This window comes from Enterococcus sp. AMC2644 (assembly GCF_058216475.1).
The window spans coordinates 1,749,171-1,766,018 of record NZ_CM177095.1 but is presented as its reverse complement, the minus strand read 5'-3'; the positions used below and the strand labels follow the sequence as shown (position 1 = coordinate 1,766,018).

At 35.4% G+C, this 16,848-nt stretch carries 13 protein-coding genes; 3 read left to right on the top strand and 10 right to left on the bottom strand.

The annotated features are described in order from the left end of the window. The first annotated feature begins 3 nt into the window (after window positions 1-3). From AC4BC5_RS08570 to AC4BC5_RS08560, 3 genes are all read left to right on the top strand, one after another. On the top strand, window positions 4-876 hold the full coding sequence (locus tag AC4BC5_RS08570; RefSeq protein ID WP_490495027.1) for a transporter substrate-binding domain-containing protein: 873 nt from the start codon (window positions 4-6) through the stop codon (window positions 874-876). Between the two features lie 12 nt (window positions 877-888). Further along, window positions 889-2,061 (top strand): M20 family metallopeptidase, encoded by a 1,173-nt coding sequence (locus AC4BC5_RS08565; protein WP_490495026.1) that lies wholly within the window; start codon window positions 889-891, stop codon window positions 2,059-2,061. Between the two features lie 117 nt (window positions 2,062-2,178). Further along, window positions 2,179-4,317, top strand: coding sequence for a glycosyltransferase (locus AC4BC5_RS08560; protein ID WP_490495025.1), 2,139 nt, complete (start codon window positions 2,179-2,181; stop codon window positions 4,315-4,317). 27 nt (window positions 4,318-4,344) lie between these two features. Here AC4BC5_RS08560 and AC4BC5_RS08555 read toward each other — a convergent pair whose 3' ends face one another. From AC4BC5_RS08555 to AC4BC5_RS08510, 10 genes are all read right to left on the bottom strand, one after another. Continuing rightward, window positions 4,345-5,460, bottom strand: coding sequence for a GGDEF domain-containing protein (locus AC4BC5_RS08555; RefSeq protein WP_490495024.1), 1,116 nt, complete (start codon window positions 5,458-5,460; stop codon window positions 4,345-4,347). Between the two features lie 132 nt (window positions 5,461-5,592). Continuing rightward, window positions 5,593-6,963, bottom strand: a complete 1,371-nt coding sequence (locus tag AC4BC5_RS08550; protein WP_490495023.1) for a gluconokinase — start codon at window positions 6,961-6,963, stop codon at window positions 5,593-5,595. 211 nt (window positions 6,964-7,174) lie between these two features. Continuing rightward, the gene (gene trmB, locus AC4BC5_RS08545) at window positions 7,175-7,828 is read right to left on the bottom strand and encodes a tRNA (guanosine(46)-N7)-methyltransferase TrmB (RefSeq protein ID WP_490495022.1); all 654 of its coding nucleotides are present in this window, start codon (window positions 7,826-7,828) and stop codon (window positions 7,175-7,177) included. A gap of 28 nt (window positions 7,829-7,856) precedes the next feature. Further along, window positions 7,857-8,636, bottom strand: a complete 780-nt coding sequence (locus AC4BC5_RS08540) for a phosphotransferase family protein (RefSeq protein ID WP_490495021.1) — start codon at window positions 8,634-8,636, stop codon at window positions 7,857-7,859. 128 nt (window positions 8,637-8,764) lie between these two features. Then, complete coding sequence (locus tag AC4BC5_RS08535) at window positions 8,765-9,976, bottom strand: ABC transporter permease (RefSeq protein WP_490495020.1); 1,212 nt, start codon at window positions 9,974-9,976, stop codon at window positions 8,765-8,767. A 4-nt stretch (window positions 9,977-9,980) separates the two neighbouring features. After that, window positions 9,981-10,709, bottom strand: coding sequence for an ABC transporter ATP-binding protein (locus tag AC4BC5_RS08530; protein WP_490495019.1), 729 nt, complete (start codon window positions 10,707-10,709; stop codon window positions 9,981-9,983). A gap of 131 nt (window positions 10,710-10,840) precedes the next feature. Beyond that, window positions 10,841-12,727: an ABC transporter ATP-binding protein gene (locus tag AC4BC5_RS08525; protein WP_490495018.1), complete on the bottom strand. Its 1,887-nt coding sequence runs from the start codon at window positions 12,725-12,727 to the stop codon at window positions 10,841-10,843. Continuing rightward, window positions 12,724-14,451 carry an ABC transporter ATP-binding protein gene (locus AC4BC5_RS08520; protein ID WP_490495017.1) on the bottom strand — a complete coding sequence of 576 codons (1,728 nt, stop codon included), beginning with the start codon at window positions 14,449-14,451 and terminating at the stop codon, window positions 12,724-12,726. The genes AC4BC5_RS08525 and AC4BC5_RS08520 overlap by 4 nt, the downstream gene beginning before the upstream one ends. Then, window positions 14,451-15,113 (bottom strand): TetR/AcrR family transcriptional regulator, encoded by a 663-nt coding sequence (locus AC4BC5_RS08515; RefSeq protein ID WP_490495016.1) that lies wholly within the window; start codon window positions 15,111-15,113, stop codon window positions 14,451-14,453. The genes AC4BC5_RS08520 and AC4BC5_RS08515 overlap by 1 nt, the downstream gene beginning before the upstream one ends. A 483-nt stretch (window positions 15,114-15,596) precedes the next feature. After that, a complete protein-coding gene (locus AC4BC5_RS08510) occupies window positions 15,597-16,826 on the bottom strand; it encodes a zinc-binding dehydrogenase (protein WP_490495015.1) in 1,230 nt (409 codons plus the stop codon). Window positions 16,827-16,848: the final 22 nt, after the last annotated feature.

Sequence of the window (16,848 nt, the reverse complement as noted above, 5' to 3'; positions counted from 1 at the left end):
ATTATGAAAAAATTAACATTCGCATTATTAAGTTGTGTAGCAGCATTTACATTAGCTGCTTGTGGTTCAGGAGATTCAAAAAAATCAGCAGATTCAGCAGAAAATGATAAATTAGCACAAATCAAAGACAAAGGAAAATTAGTTATTGGAACTTCTCCTGATTTTCCGCCCTATGAATTTTATATCCTAAATGATAAAGGAGAAAAAGAAATCATTGGTAGTGATATTGCCTTAGCAAAAGCTGTCGCCGATAAAATTGGGGTAGAACTAGAAATTAAAGCTACTGATTTTAATGGTGTACTAGCTAATATTCAAACCAATAGCGTTGATTTTGGAATATCTGGTTTTGTAGCAACAGAGCAACGCGAAGGAATCATGGATTTCTCTGAAGGCTATCAGCAAGAAGTCAGTGACGGATTTCAAGGACTATTAGTACCTAAAGAAATTGCTGAAAAATACCAAACATTGGATGAATTAAAAGCAGCAAACTTAACGATTGGGGCTCAAGGTGGTTCCATTCAATTTGAAACAGCAGGTTTATTAACAGATGAGAAAAATATCAAGCAATTTGGAACAATGGATGCTGCAATCTTAGCGCTAAATTCTGGTGATTTACAGGCAGTGACGGTTTCAACTTCATCTGTTGAACCTTTATTAACCACTTTCCCAGATTTAGTGATTTTACCAAAAGAAACCTTTAATTTAGATCCTGAAAATAAATATGGAACAAACGTTATTGGGTTTCCAAAAGCTGATGACACGACCTCATTCATTTCTTTAGTCAATGATGTTATTAAAGAAAATAAAGATAATGGCAATCTAGAAAAATGGCGTAAAGATTCAGCAGAACAAGCAGTCAACGCCTTAGCAGAATAGGAGAAGAGCAAGATGACAGTAAAAGAAACATTATTAGCTTCCATTGAAAATAATATTGACGCTTATATGGAATTAGTAAATATTATGTATAACAACCCTGAAATTGGAAATGAAGAATTTGAAACTATGAAACTTTTGGTTAATTATTTAGATCGTGTCGGTTTTAAAACAACTTCTGGTTATGTCGTACCAACAGGCTTCTTAGGGGAATACGATACTGGTAAACCCGGTCCGACAATCGCTGTAATGTGCGAATATGATGCCTTACCCGAAGTTGGTCATGGTTGTGGACACAACTTAATTGCCGGCATTGGCATCGCTACAGGTGAAGCAGTCAAAGGGATTATCGATCAATTTGGTGGTAAATTATTAGTTGTCGGTACTCCTGCTGAAGAAAACTTTGGTGGTAAAGTTAGCATGTCAGAAGCAGGCGTTTTTGATGATGTCGATGTTGCCTTAATGGTTCATCCTGGTAGTCAAAATGGCGTTGGCGGACGTTCAAATGCCTTAAACCCAATTAAATTTGAGTTCTTTGGTAAAAATGCGCATGCTTGCAATCCGGCATCAGGAGCTTCTGCGCTAGATGCAGCAGTTATGAGTTATCTACAAATTAATTTACTTCGGCAATTTGCTGCTCCTCATACTTACATTCACGGTGTCATTAAAGATGGCGGTGAAGCAGCCAATGTTATTCCAGGTTACGCTTCAATGGAATACTATTTCCGCGCACCAACCATTGGTTATGCCCAAGAATTAACAGAAAAAGCGATCCAAGCAGTGGATGGTATTTGTAAGGCTAATGGTGTTACTTTTAAAACATCTACTTATGAATGTCCCTATGAAGATACTGTGATTAACTACAAACTAGCGGATATTCTAACAGAAAAATATGCTGAGCTAGGCGTTGAAGAGGTCAACCCAGTTGATGAAATTGCCACTGGCTCAACAGATGTGGGGGCTGTAAGTTATCGTTGTCCGACAATTCAAGGAAATATCAAAATTTGTGGACCAGAAGTTGGCGGGCATACGAAAGAAATGGCAGCAGCAACTATTTCGCCAGCTGGCCAGAACGGTTTAATTAAAGCAGCTCAAGGGTTGTCTTTAACTATTTTAGAATTATTAGAGCATCCTGAAACACTAGCTGCTGTCAAATCTGAGTTTGATGAAACAATCGCAGCATTATAACCTATGAGATAGCGTGCATGAATTTGCACGCTATTTTTTTGTTTAAGGAGTACTTTCATTGCGCTTCGTTGCAAAAAAAGATACACTACATTAGATATAAAAAAAAGGAGGGTTTCTATGATAAATGAGAATGTCTTGTATATCATTGGCTTAGTATTAGTCATACTATACATTTTAACTGGTTTTGATGATTTTATTTGGGATATTATCACCTTATTCAGACGCAAAACCTATAAGAAAGAATTATTGGATTTAAAAAAAGTCGATGATGTGCCACCTAAACTTATCGCAGTCGCTATTGCTGCTTGGCATGAAGAAAATGTCTTAGGAGACGTAATTGATAACATGCTGGAATCTGTCCATTATCCCACTTCGATGTATCATGTTTTTTTAGGCGTATATCCAAACGATGAAGCTACAATAGCAGTAGCTCAACAGCTAGAAGCAAAATATGAAAATGTTCATATGATTATTAATGAATTACCTGGACCCACCTCTAAAGCGCAAAATATCAACTACCTTATTACTCAAATCAAAGCGATGGAAGAAGAAAAGCAATGGCATTTTAAAGCCTTAAACGTACATGATTCAGAAGATGTCGTTCATCCTTATGAATTAAAAGTAACCAACTATTTATTAGAAACGTATCCTGCCATTCAATTTCCGGTTTTTCCATTGATGGAAATGTCAAAATTCAGTAATTTTTTCAAAAACTTAGTGACCAATACTTACGCTGATGAATTTGCAGAAAATCACTTTTCTACTATGGTAAGTCGCTATAGCAGTGGGGCGTTTGTGCCTTCTGCTGGAACCGGTTTTACACTTTCACGTGAAGTAATTGATAGTTTTGGTGACGAAGATGTCTTACCAAAAGATAGTTTAACCGAAGACTATCGCTTATCCTTAACGCTATACCAAAAAGGAATTCAAATGTATTATCCTTTAATCGAAGTTCCTCGTATTAACTTTAAAAACGAATTTGTCTATGAATTTATTGCGACTCGTAGCCGTTTCCCTTATACATTTAAAACAGCTGTGAAGCAAAAAACTCGTTGGATTTTAGGCATTACCATGCAGTCTTTTAAATTCCGCGAAATTTTTTCGACAAATAAAATGTCCTTTGCTGGACGCTATTCACTCTATCGTGACTTTAAAGCCAAAATTGGCAATATGTTAATCTTAGTTGGTTATCCTGTATTACTCTATTTCATTGCTTCCTTATTTTGGGATTTACCCCCTATTTATTCGAAGTATTCCTTATCTTGGTATTTATGTATCTTAGTAACTATCATGATGTTGGAAAGACAATTGTTCCGAGCCGTATCGATTAAGCAAGTTTATGGTCTGCGAAGTGTTTTCTTTGCCTGCTTGCTTCCCCCTATCTTGCCGATACGTTTTGTTTATGGCAATATCATCAATATGGTAGCCACAATGAAGGCTTTCAAGCAACAAATTTTTGGAAATCAGACACCTGTCAAAAAAGAAAGAAAACAGAAAAAACGGCAAAATCAGAAAAAACAATTGGTTTGGGATAAAACGGAACATCATTTCCTCGAAAAAGATGTATTGCAACGTTATCATCGTAAATTAGGTGATGTCTTGTTAGAAAAAGGAATGATTGAACCAAAAGTACTAAAAGAAACCTTAGAACAAGCTACCGCACGTAAGCAAACCCTAGGAGCGTATTTATTAGAGCATGACTTGATTTCAGAGGATTATTTATTAGAAGCACTGGCAAATGTACAACATTTACAGTATCTACCTGCGACTGATTTAGCTACCTATCTTCAACCAGAGTTTGCCGAAAAATTTGACCGTGAGCAATTACGTCAATGGCATTGTTTACCGATTTTAGAGACACATAACCATTATGTCTTCGCTTGTTGCGATGCGACACCCCGCGATACTGCCGATCGTTTAGAAGAAATCTATCAAATCAGCGTCTCTACTATCTATGCCCTAAAACAAACTATTTTAGATGGATTAGCTATGTTAGACGCTTCTACACCTTTGATTGATTTTGCTTATGAACGCTATGAACAAAATTTTATTTCTTACAAACAACTTTTATTAGTCCATACCTACCAAGTAAAAACGGGAGTATCTTCAGAAAAATTATTAGTACAGATGGGCTTATTGCCGCCTTCTTTTGCTGAAAATTTTACTCAGATAGACACAATCAAACAGCTTCCAGAAACAATAGATCCACTCCAATTAAAAACTGTTTCTAAAAAAACCAACAAAGTAAATCAATAAAAAGCCGAATCGTAATGATTCGGCTTTTTATTGATTGGAATTATAGATAACAACCTTATTACGTCCCGTTTGCTTTGCTATATAGCAAGCTTCATCGGCTTTTTTTAATGTTTCTAAGATATCAACTTGATTAATAGTACTTTCGATTCCTGCTGAAAAAGTAATCGAAACTCCCGCTTCCATTCCTATTTCTATCGGATAGTTTTCGATTTTCAAACGAAATTCTTCAATGATTTTATAAACTTTATTTTGGGGTAAATTATAAAAAAAGACACTAAATTCTTCTCCACCAAAACGATAAATCTCAACATTATTTTTATCTAAATGTAATGTCAAATGCGCCTCTAAAAACTGGACAAAATCTCGTAACACCTCATTTCCAGCTAAATGACCATTTTGATCATTGATTTTTTTAAAATAATCCAAATCAATCATCGCCACAGTCACTACTTCTTGGTGCTCTTTCAAAAATTCTATCATATCACTTAATGCAGAGTAATTATGGACACCCGTCAAACGATCAATTTTACTGGCAATCAATTCTTCACGAATACGTGTATTTTCTTTTTCTTGTAATGAGAAATAAAGATAAAAAGAGACTAAAATAACTAAAGAACCGGTGATGATTAGAACGATTGGTCCATTGCTATAGTCAAAAAATGAGACACCAGATTCTTGTAACTGAAAATACGCAGAAATTAGCATCGATAAAACAAATAAGCAAGAAAATTTAAGGTTTCGCCAACCAAACGGGAGCCAATCAACCACCACAAATAAAGCAAAAATAAATAAAGCAATCATAAATAATTGCTCATATGGAACTACTAGTTTTATGACAATGAGTTTTGAATAACTCACCATTAGAAACGGCGTCAACAATATTAGGTATTTGCCATAGCCTCGAAAAAAATAATACGCAATAAATAAGACTAATGAATATTCATAACAAACTGCACCAAGCAAGTGGACCGAAAGTGACAACAAACAAAATAAATACGTAAAATACAATAAAAAAATAAGTATCATTTGCACAATTTTATTTGGAATAATTTTTTTTATACTGTTAAAAACTGTATCAACAGTAATTAATAAACTGACAATAATACTTGGAAAAAAGATAGTTAACACCATCATACTTCCCATAAATAGTTTCTCCTTAACGACTACATCCATTTTTATTATGCCTAATCATACCTTATAATAAGTAAGATTTCTACGTTTGTTTGTAAAAAAAGAACAGTTTTGCTCACTAGGAGGAAAACCGCGCTTTTTTAACTATTTAGAAAAGTAATTTTTAAACACTTCTGTATACTGACTATGATTTTTTTTAGACGATGTAATCGTTTCAACTGGAACAGGTGCTGCTTGTCGCCCATAGATTAAATAATACAGCCCCATAATTGGTTCATTATAATCAGATAAATAACAATCCACTCCTAAAACATCAGCCGTCATTTCTCGTAACCTTTCTGATTTGAAGAAACCACCACTTAATGACAGTTTATCTGTTACATGTACGGTTTCTGTCAACGTTCGAATATTAAACAGGATACCTTCTACTACGCTACGAATCATATCTTCTTTCGTATGCTGAATCCGAATATTTTTTAAGGTTCCTGTTACTTCAGCTTGCCATAAGGGCGCTCGTTCCCCATTAATGAATGGTTCAAAACGCAAGCCATTCGCGCCAATTGGGGAATTCTTCAAGTTGGTTGGCAGATTTTCAAAAAATTCAGTTGGCGTATCGGCATAAAGATGACTGGCCCATTCTAAGACACAACCACCATTATTTGAAGGAGCACCAGTCACATAATATTTTTCATTTAAGTAATAACAAAAATTTTGATTGGTACGATCAAACGTTGGTTGAGTCGTTACTTTTCGTACTGAAGCACTCGTTCCTATCGTTAAACTGTTGGGGATATCGGTTGCTATATAACTAGCATATGCTGCTAAACAACCATCACTGGCACCAATCACTACCTTGACTGATTCTGGAATTTTTAATTCAGTCGCCACTGAACGCTTTAAAGAAAACGTTGTGGTTGTATCAGCTAAAGAGGCTAGTTGTTGTTTAGAAATACCAACAAAATCTAAAATTTCATCATCCCATGTACGCTCAAGTAAATTAAATAACCCTGTTGCCGAAGCGGTCGCGTAATCAATAACAAATTCGCCTGTAAAATAATCCATAACTAATTCTTTAATTCCATAATAATGTGTTTGTTCAGGAAAACGCGCTTGTTGCTGAAAATACAATAGTTTGGCAAACGGTGACATTGGATGGATTGGCGTTCCCGTTTTCTGATAAAAAGCGGCTGCCCGTTCTTGTTGCTTGAATGTCGCAATCGTTTGTTCGGCTTGTGTATCTGACCAAATATAAATGGCATCATCTAATCCTTCACCCCAAGGTAAGATACTGTGCATTGCAACACTAAAACTAATCGTTTCAATTGCATCTCGCATATCTTTTGGAATAGATTGGATTCCTACTTTTAAGACCTCTAATAATTCGCTAGCACGTTGGTAACACAGCTGTTGTTCCCGATAAGTAGTTACCGGACTCGTTTGTTGAAACTTAATTTTCCCATCTGCAATTACTGCAAATTTAATTGCAGTTGTACCGATGTCAATCCCTAAAAACATTGCACATTCCTCCGTTCATATCTACCTTATTGTAGCATAAAAAAAACAGCTAACTGCTCATGAAATTGGGACAGTCTGAATAATTTTTCGGTTGAATCCATTTGGTACTTACAACAAAAAAAGTTAGAAACTTCAACACTCGTTTCTAACTTTCTATAATCAAATCCAATGATTCGTAACAATCTACAGGACAAAAAAACAGTTTACAAACCTATTTTTTCGTTTTATCAGGAAATTTGGCTTCCACTCGATAAATACGTTGCCCACGTGAAGAAAATTTTTCTTCATATTCAGTCATAATGTTCTCTTTGAAATCACTAGTGTGCAAATCTAGCCAGACTTTTTGAAGAAGCAAACCATATTGGGAGAAGCTTGCTAATGAATATTCAAATAATCCTTGATTATCTGTTTTGAAATGAATCTCGCCTTCTGGACGTAAGATTTGTTCATCAACAGCTAAAAAAGTCTTATAAGTCAAGCGGCGCTTTTCATGACGACTTTTTGGCCACGGATCAGAAAAGTTTAAATAGATTTGATCTATTTCGCTATCTGCAAAATATTCAGTTAAAGCTGAACCGTCAACATGTAATAACTGTAAGTTTGGAATTTCTTCAGCAATCAATTTATCCAAAGCAAATGAAACTACACTCACTTGCATATCAATACCTATATAATTAATTTCTGGATGTGCTTTTGCCATATTGGCAATAAATTGACCTTTTCCCATGCCAATTTCGATATGAATCGGTTGCTTATTGCCGAAGCGTTCCGCCCAGCGCCCCTTCCATTCTTGTGGTTGGTCTACAACAAATTGTGGGTGTGAAGCAATTAGCTCTTCTGCACCTGTACGTTTTCTTACTCTCATCGTTGTTCCTTTCTTTCATTACCAGACTTTATCCTGTATAAATTCGTTTTAATTGTAAAATTTCTTGATTCATTTCTTTTAAGGCATCACGTTTATGGTATTTTTTTATTTCTTGCAGCATACTCAACAACGCATACCAATAAATTTTTTCCATATTTTCACTATTTCCATGAATGCCATAGCTCATTAACCAATGATTCCAACTAGAAATTGGTAGATAATGGCCTAAAATCGTTCCAATATCAACTGCTGGATCAGCAAACATTACTGAATCCCAATCGACTAAATAAAGATAATTTTTGCAAACGAGCCAATTCCGATAATTAACATCACCATGCACGACAGCTTTTTCAGAAGATTTAAAAGGTGGTATATTTTTCTCTAAATAATTATGAACCAACGACAAAAATTGATTTTCAACTAAATCATTCGCTAGCTCCTTTTCATAATCTTGTAACATTTTTTGTGGTGACTTAACTATGCCACCCATTTTTTCAAGCATTTCTTTTAAAGAGTCCGAATGGTGTAGATGGTATAACACATCTATTACATCATTACGTTGCCCAATTTCTTCAGGGTCTAAAATACGACCTTCTAACCATTCTTGTGCCGTTAACGTATCACCGTTTCCAGTTCGTTTCGTCCAAACTAATTTGGGTGTAATGCCTTCTTTCGACAAAGCAGCAAGCATCGGAGTGGTATTACGTTTGATGAATACTTTGTCTTCTGCTTTTAAACCGACATATGCCTTGCCAGTATCGCCTTTAATTGGATGCAGATCCCAATCATTATCAAAACGAATAGCCATCCTATGTGCCTCCTTCTTTTTTTCACAGTAATTCTTATTCTAGCGTCCTAACTACAGGTCGTCAAGCACATCTATTTAGGTTTTTTCTTTCCAATCTTATTTTCAGATAATCTTTAGCGTATTCTTAGTTATTGGCTCTTTTTTAAACGATAGGGAACGTAAAATTCGACAAAAAGTAATGCCACCGCAAAAAAACTAATGACAATGATTCCACGATCGGTCCAACTTGCAACAACTAAACTACTAATTACTGAAAAAATCAACGCGACAATTAATAATGCGATTCGTAACAATAGTTGTAGCGCTCGTAATTGTTGTTGTTGTGATACGGGATAAATTTGAGTACTCGTCATATATTGAAATTGATGATACAACGGCAATAGTTGAAAACCAATTAAATAAATGAATAGCACACCAGTTCCCAAAGCAAACCATCTTTCGGTAATAAAGACTAACAAAATACTGCCTAAGAGTCCTAAACGCAAATACAATCCACTGAATTCAGTACCACGAATCAAACGACGGGCATATAAATAGAGGTACGTATTCTTTTGACTAAACTTAATATTTGCTAAAACACCATCTAAATATTTACGGCGTTTAATCTGAGCGGTAATTTCAGGCACATCTGTAAATAAATTAATGAAACGATATAAACGATACAAACGATGTTGTTCTCTTGCAATCATTTTATCCCAATCAAGTGGTGCTTGCATTTTTTGCCAACACAAATTATGGAATAAATACATTTGTAAAAAAGCCAATAAAACACCAATTAAAGGATAGACAAACAATCCGATACTTAATGTTGCTAAACTAATAATCCACCATAAAAGAGAGGCATTTTTGACTGCTTTTTCCATATCTTGAAACAAATCCATTCGTTGGATTTGTAGTTGACTAAATTTCAAGCTCCATAAAATAACTAGAAAAAAAGCAAAAGAGGAAAATTCCATGCCCGTTGATAAAACAACTAATGGCATTGCAGCACCACCAATTAAGAGCAGTACACCAAATGGCAAATAGCAACTATACTTAAACGCTTGTGTTAAATAATTTCGCATTTGCTTTTCCTTTGGTAATAAAAAAACGGCATCGGCAGGTTTCGCCAAACTAGCGAATTGACCAATTTGAAGCGCCATCAGCCAAACTCCTAAAACAATAACTGCGCCCCAGGTAAAACCTTTCGGGAATGTTTTTAATGCATTGGAATAATACAAGCCTAAACCACCTACTAGAAAAGTCATCGTCAAAGCAAAATGGTCGTTAAAGACATATTTCAAATAGCGCTGCATATTTTTCTGATGCACATTCAGTCGTTGTTGAAAAAATTCTTTCATTTTCCTACGCCTCCTCTGTTAGCGCAAGATAGATTTCATCTAAAGATGCGTTGGCTAAGCCGAATTGTTGTTGTAATTCTGCCATTGAACCTTGAGCATGAATTTCACCATTATGCAACATAATAAAACGGTCACAGTATTTTTCAGCAGTTGCTAACACATGTGTCGACATTAAAATGGACGCACCAGATTCTTTCATATCCTTCATTAATTCTAGCAACGCATGAATTGCTAAGGGATCTAAACCTAAGAAAGGTTCATCAATGATATATAAACTTGGTTCAATTAAAAAAGCACATAAGATCATCACTTTTTGCTTCATTCCTTTAGAAAAATTAGCTGGAAACCACTCCAAACGATTTTCTAAACGAAAGGTTTTTAATAATTGCTCTGCTCGTTGTAAAGCAATTTCTTGAGGAATATCATACGCCATTGCCGTAATTTCTAAATGTTCACGTAATGTTAGTTCTTCGTATAATGCTGGGCTTTCAGGAATATAACCAATTTTTTTGCGATATTCTTCGGGATTTTCTTTTAAAGTTAAACCATCAATTTCAATACTACCTTTTTGCGGCTGTAACAAACCGATAATTTCTTTGATAGTTGTACTTTTGCCGGCACCATTCAAACCAATTAATCCGACAAGTTCCCCATTATTGATTTCAAAATTAATATCTTTTAAAACAGGTAATTGACTATAACCCCCTGTTAAATTTTTAATTGTTAATGTCATGTGTTTTCCTCCAAAATTTGCTAGATTCATTATACCACGAAGCGTACAGAGAAAAAAATTCGGGAGATAAACTATTTTTCTGCCACAACTAAAAAACGATGCCTACTTCTTGTCGTAAGCATCGTTTTTCATTAAGCAACTTCTTCTGAAAATTGACTGTTATATAAGTCAGCATAGAAACCATTTTTTGCCATTAAGCTATCGTGATTTCCGGTTTCAATAATTGAGCCTTGATTCATTACAATAATATTATCTGCATCCCGAATGGTTGATAGGCGATGTGCGACTACAAAACTTGTACGATTTTTTAACAAGCGATTCATTGCTTGTTGAATTAAAATTTCAGTTCGAGTATCCACACTAGATGTTGCTTCATCCAAAATCAACACATCTGGATTGGCTAGAAAAGCACGAGCAATCGTAATCAATTGACGTTGTCCTTGCGAAATATTACTAGCTTCTTCATTTAAAACTGTCTCATATCCATCTGGCAACTTACGAACAAATTCATCGACATGTGCTGCTTTAGCAGCGTTAATAACTTGTTCTTTCGTAGCCTGTTCATTTCCATAAAGGATATTGTCATAAATCGTTCCTGTAAATAACCAAGTGTCTTGCAGTACCATTGAGAAATGATTTCGTAATTCATCACGAGTGAAATCGCGTGTATCTTTTCCTTCATAACGAATACTACCACCAGAAACATCATAAAATCGTTCTAACAAATTAATTAACGTGGTTTTACCCGCTCCAGTTGGTCCGACGATTGCAACCATTTCACCTGCTTTAACGTCTAAACTGAAATCTGTCATCAATAATTTGTCTGCGTTATAACCAAATTGAACATTTTCAAAGCGAACTTTGTAATCATTTTCTTCAACAGGTAATAACGAAGGTTCATTCACCATTTCTTCTTCATCTAAAATTTCAAACACGCGTTCTGCTGAAGCAACGGTTGATTGAATCGTGTTAATTAAACTAGCAATTTGGGTAATTGGTTGCGAGAATTGGTTCGTGTATTGCAAGAAAGCTTGTACATCCCCTAAATTCATATTGCCATTGGCAACTTTAATCCCACCCAGGACAGCAACAAAGACATAACCTAAGTTTTTAACAAAGTTCATCAAGGGCATAATCATAGCGGAAATAAATTGCGCTTTCCAGCCAGCTTCGTATAATTTTTCATTTTCAACTTCAAAAACTTCTTGGTCAGCTTTTTCATGATTAAACGTTTTGACAACCGTATGACCACCATAGGTTTCTTCAACTTGATCATTTAAAAGACCTAGACTTTTTTGTTGCGTAGCAAAATGTTTTTGTGATTTTGGTGCGACTAACATAACAATAATCAAACTTAAGGGAACCGTAGCCAATGCGACCAAGGTTAATTGCCAACTAATAGTTAACATCATCCACAGAACCCCAATAAATGTCACGATACTTGTGACAAATTGCGTCAAGTTTTGTTGAAGTGTTCCCGCAATATTATCCATATCGTTAATTGCACGTGACATAATATCACCATTGCTATGTGTATCATAATACGAAATAGGTAAGCGGCTCATTTTTTCATCTAAGTCACGACGCATTTCATAAACCGTTCGTTGTGAAACACGTGTCATAATAAATTGTTGGCAGAAATTAAAGATAGCTGAAATAACATACATTCCGATAACAATTAGAATAATTTTCCCAATTTTATCAAAATCAATCGGAAACTGACTAATTTGTTCTCCCATTTTCATTTGTTTCATACCAGCCATAACGCCATTAAAAATTTCTGTAGTCGCTTGTCCCAGGACTTTCGGTGTTTGTATTTGGAAAACAACTGCTGCTATCGCTAAAACAAAGACAAGGATAATCGCATAAGAACGTTTTGACATATATCTGAAAAGACGTTTGGTGGTACCCCAAAAGTTATTCGCTTTTTGTGGTTTCATTCCCATGCCACGACCTGGACCACCATGTCCAGGACCACCATGTCCACCCCGAGTTGATTGAATTTTTTCTTTACTCATGCTAAGTCCTCCTCTCTTAATTGTGAATGTACGATTTCTTGATACGTTGTATTGTCAGCAAGTAATTCAGTGTGTGTGCCTTGTCCAACAACTTTTCCTTCATCTAGAACTAAAATAGTATCTGCATCCATGACAGTACTTACACGTTGAGCTACGATAACCATAATACCTTCTGTCATCGATTCCTTCAAAGCAGCACGCAAGTTAGCATCGGTTTTAAAGTCCAACGCAGAAAATGAATCATCAAAGACATAGACATCGGCTTCCTTGATTAGCGCACGAGCAATTGCCAAGCGTTGGCGTTGTCCACCAGAAAAATTGCCGCCACCTTGTTCGACACGACTTTCCAAGCCATCTGCTAAACCTTCAACAAAATCTTTCGCTTGCGCAATTTCTAACGCTCGCCAAATTTCTTCGTCCGTAGCTTCAGGTATTCCATAACACATGTTTTCACGAATTGTTCCTGAAAACAAGACAGCTTTTTGCGGAACAAAACCAATCACTTCACGTAAGTCTTGTTGTGTAACTTTGGAAATATCTTGATTGTTTAAACGGATTTCACCTGATTCTACATCATATAGACGCGGTAATAAATTGACTAAAGTTGTTTTTCCAGAACCCGTCCCTCCAATAATTGCGACTGTTTGTCCAGAAGTAACTGAAAAATTGACATCTTTCAATGCTAATTTTTCAGCACCAGGAAAACGATAATTCACATGATCAAAAGTTAGGGTTGCTTGATTCCCTTGACGTGAGATTGTCGCAGGATTTTGTACATCAACAATTTCATCTGGCTCTTCTAAGATTTCATTGATACGGTCAGCAGAAGCTTGCGCCCGAGGAACCATTACAAAAATCATTGACAACATCATAAAACTAATCAAAATTTGCATTGCATACGTCATAAAGGCAATTAAATTCCCAACTTCTAGAGTCATATCTGCAATATAATGACCACCAAACCAAGTAATGGCAATATTCGTTCCACTCATGATTAATGTCATTAAGGGCATCATTAATGCGACAATTGTATTGACCTTGATTGCCGTTTGTGTGTAGTCTTTATTCGCATCGTCAAAACGTTTTTCTTCATAAGCAGTTTTGTTAAAGGCGCGAATGACACGAACCCCTGTCAATCCTTCACGAAAAACCAAATTTAAACGGTCAGTTTTCTTTTGCATACTCTTGAATAAAGGCACCGCAAAATACATAATGCCGCCAATTGCAACAATAATAATTGGAATAACAACTAAGAAAATTTTAGTTAATTGCGGATCTTTATAATAGGCCAAAAAGCTCGCGCCAATTAAAGTAATGGGCGCATTAATCATCATTCGCAAGAACATTTGAGTGACCATTTGAATTTGATTCACATCATTTGTGGTACGTGTAATTAACGAAGCTGTTCCATATTTATCAAATGTACGTGTAGAGGCATGTTCTACTTTATTATAAATATCTGTACGTAATTCTTTTCCTAACTTTTGTGACTCTCTTGTAGCAAAAAAAGTGTTCCCTACGGCTGCAACAATACTAATTAAGGAGAATCCCACCATAAACATTCCTGTTTGCCAAATATAATCAATATCACCTACCGCAACACCTTTATCAATAATATTAGAAGTAAGTGTTGGTAGATACAAATCGGCAATGACTTGAACAACCATAAAAATAACTGCCATTAATGCAGATACCCAAGAAATTCGTTTCCAAATTTTAATCATTAATCCTTCTCCTTTCGTGCCCCATTTTTCAACCAGTTTATTTTACTTTCAAAATTTTGATTAATTTGCTCAATGTCATAAGAACCATCCATTCGTACACAACGATAGCCAGCTGCAATCGTCGAAAAAACGGTATGCATTAGTAACTGTATTAGTAATTGTAATTCATGATCGTCTTTTACTTTCAAAGTTGTTCGGTCAATCATATCTAGTAATACGCGCTGATGTTTTTTACGTTCTATGTTTTTATCGTGACATCCGTCAGCATTTTTTTCTAAATGTGGAGCAACGCGACGAAATCCGTGATAATCCATATTTGTAAAGACATTTTTATAAAATAATGCATGATCTCCGATATAAATTTCAGGTACCATTCGGCTAAAATACCCTTCGAATCCTTGAAATAAATCACCATTTGCTTGTTGAATCGATGAAACTAAGTAACGATGCTCATTATGGCGAGCCGTTTGAAAATAATAATAATACAAGTCTTCTTTGTCTTTGAAATATTGATAGAAACTACCTCTAGGAATTTCAGCGTCTTTAATGACCTTGGCGATAGACGCTTCGTTTAATGATACCCTAGAAAATTCTTTTTTCGCTGCGTCTAAAATGCGTTGTTGTTTCTCTTTGGGTAAATTAAAAAAAGTTTCAGTTGGCATCTTTTTCCCTCCTTGTTATTTATGACATCCTGTCATATGACACTGTGTCATTATACACCCAAATAATTAACTTGCAAGAAAAAAGTTTTGAAAAAAATGTGAAGATTGACATTCAAAAAAGAAAGAATCATCTTTAGGGCAATCTGTATTTTTTTATTGCATCAAGAATGTTTCATCTGCTATTTCAGAATTTTGCAGCTACTTTTAATCCCTCTTAGTTTTGATATTCATTATGATTCTTTCCATCAACAACTCATGTTCAAAAAATCCGTTTGATGACAAAGACTCTTCATGTACGTGGGCATTTTTAGCAATAAAATCAGAGTTCACATTTGCTCACTTCGGAAGAAATTCATGTAAGTTGTTCTATTTTTTATTGATTATCTTGTATGAAGATTTACCTACGGTCGTGTTCTTTTTAATCGATTACTTCAATCAAAATAAAAAACCAGTATGAGAAAAATCCTCTCACACTGGTTTTTCTTAGATTTCTGGTTGCGTTGCTAAGATATACGCTTCTGCTTCTTTACTCCAAATACCATCTGTTTTATCTAAAATCTTTTTCAATTCATTCGTATCAGGTAATTCACTTAATTTAGTAAGCTCCAACGCTTTATGCGTATAAACTAATTTTTTCCCTCCACCAATTGCCGGCTGATTTAATGTTGTTTCAGCTACTGCATCTAGTCCTAGAATATGTGTCACGACATTTGCTGCACGAATCTTCTTTTCTTCAATTAATCGAACTGCTTTCCGCATATCTTCTGTATTTCCACCTGAAGTTCCAACATAGTGCATGAAGGAATAATGAATATCATAAAAATTCACTTCTGCAAAGAAATCTTTATTTTGAGGACCTGCAAAGAAATTTAGACAACCATCTGGGTTCATTAACTTAGAACCATCAGTAACTGCTTCCGTAGCAGGAACCATGACAAATATATCATCATAGCCTTGATTGCCAACTGCTTCTTTTAGAATTGCTACTTGGTTTTCCATTTCTCGTACATTGATATAGGTCACTGTAATACCATCTTGACTAGGATATAATTTAGCAGCACGATCTAATTTGTCTTGATGACGATCAGTGACAACAATATGTTTAGGTTTAATAGGGCCATGTAATGCATAATCAATAGCTAATAACCCCATTGGACCCGTACCGCCCATAATCAATAAATTTCCGTTTGGCTTAATCCCCATTTTATGTTCATATGTTCCTTCTATCAAGTGATAGTTTGCTTCAAATGCTCCAATTACACATGAGAGTGGTTCAACAAGAGATCCTTCAAAATAGGTTTCTCCGTTATAAGGAATTAAACAATCTTGTTCCATCACATCTTTAGAAAGAACAATATACGTCGCATCTCCTCCAGTATATGGATAGGAATAACCTGGACAATCCGGACGGTCTGGTAGTTGTAAATTTGCTTGAACAACGTAACGCTCACCTGCTTGGTAGCGATTTCTCCATTTTTTACCGACTTCTAAAATCTCCCCACAAAACTCATGACCAATAATGATAGGATTGGTAGCAACATCATTAGGTGCTTTTTTATGGTCAGCCCCTTGATTGGCAAGCTTCCAAGTAGACATACAAATACTATCTGTCACCACAGAAGCTAAAATTTCATCATCTTGAATAGTAGGTAATTCAAACTCTTCTAGTCGTAAATCTTTTTTACCGTATAAGCGAACTGCTTTTGTTTCCATTCTAAACTCTCCTTCATATCTA

Excerpts from the sequence above, each read along its gene's own strand:
- AC4BC5_RS08570 (WP_490495027.1), top strand. The coding sequence starts at position 4 with ATGAAAAAATTAACATTCGCATTATTAAGTTGTGTAGCAGCATTTACA.
- AC4BC5_RS08565 (WP_490495026.1), top strand. The coding sequence starts at position 889 with ATGACAGTAAAAGAAACATTATTAGCTTCCATTGAAAATAATATTGAC.
- AC4BC5_RS08560 (WP_490495025.1), top strand. The coding sequence starts at position 2,179 with ATGATAAATGAGAATGTCTTGTATATCATTGGCTTAGTATTAGTCATA.
- AC4BC5_RS08555 (WP_490495024.1), bottom strand. The coding sequence starts at position 5,460 with ATGGGAAGTATGATGGTGTTAACTATCTTTTTTCCAAGTATTATTGTC.
- AC4BC5_RS08550 (WP_490495023.1), bottom strand. The coding sequence starts at position 6,963 with ATGTTTTTAGGGATTGACATCGGTACAACTGCAATTAAATTTGCAGTA.
- trmB (WP_490495022.1), bottom strand. The coding sequence starts at position 7,828 with ATGAGAGTAAGAAAACGTACAGGTGCAGAAGAGCTAATTGCTTCACAC.
- AC4BC5_RS08540 (WP_490495021.1), bottom strand. The coding sequence starts at position 8,636 with ATGGCTATTCGTTTTGATAATGATTGGGATCTGCATCCAATTAAAGGC.
- AC4BC5_RS08535 (WP_490495020.1), bottom strand. The coding sequence starts at position 9,976 with ATGAAAGAATTTTTTCAACAACGACTGAATGTGCATCAGAAAAATATG.
- AC4BC5_RS08530 (WP_490495019.1), bottom strand. The coding sequence starts at position 10,709 with ATGACATTAACAATTAAAAATTTAACAGGGGGTTATAGTCAATTACCT.
- AC4BC5_RS08525 (WP_490495018.1), bottom strand. The coding sequence starts at position 12,727 with ATGAGTAAAGAAAAAATTCAATCAACTCGGGGTGGACATGGTGGTCCT.
- AC4BC5_RS08520 (WP_490495017.1), bottom strand. The coding sequence starts at position 14,451 with ATGATTAAAATTTGGAAACGAATTTCTTGGGTATCTGCATTAATGGCA.
- AC4BC5_RS08515 (WP_490495016.1), bottom strand. The coding sequence starts at position 15,113 with ATGCCAACTGAAACTTTTTTTAATTTACCCAAAGAGAAACAACAACGC.
- AC4BC5_RS08510 (WP_490495015.1), bottom strand. The coding sequence starts at position 16,826 with ATGGAAACAAAAGCAGTTCGCTTATACGGTAAAAAAGATTTACGACTA.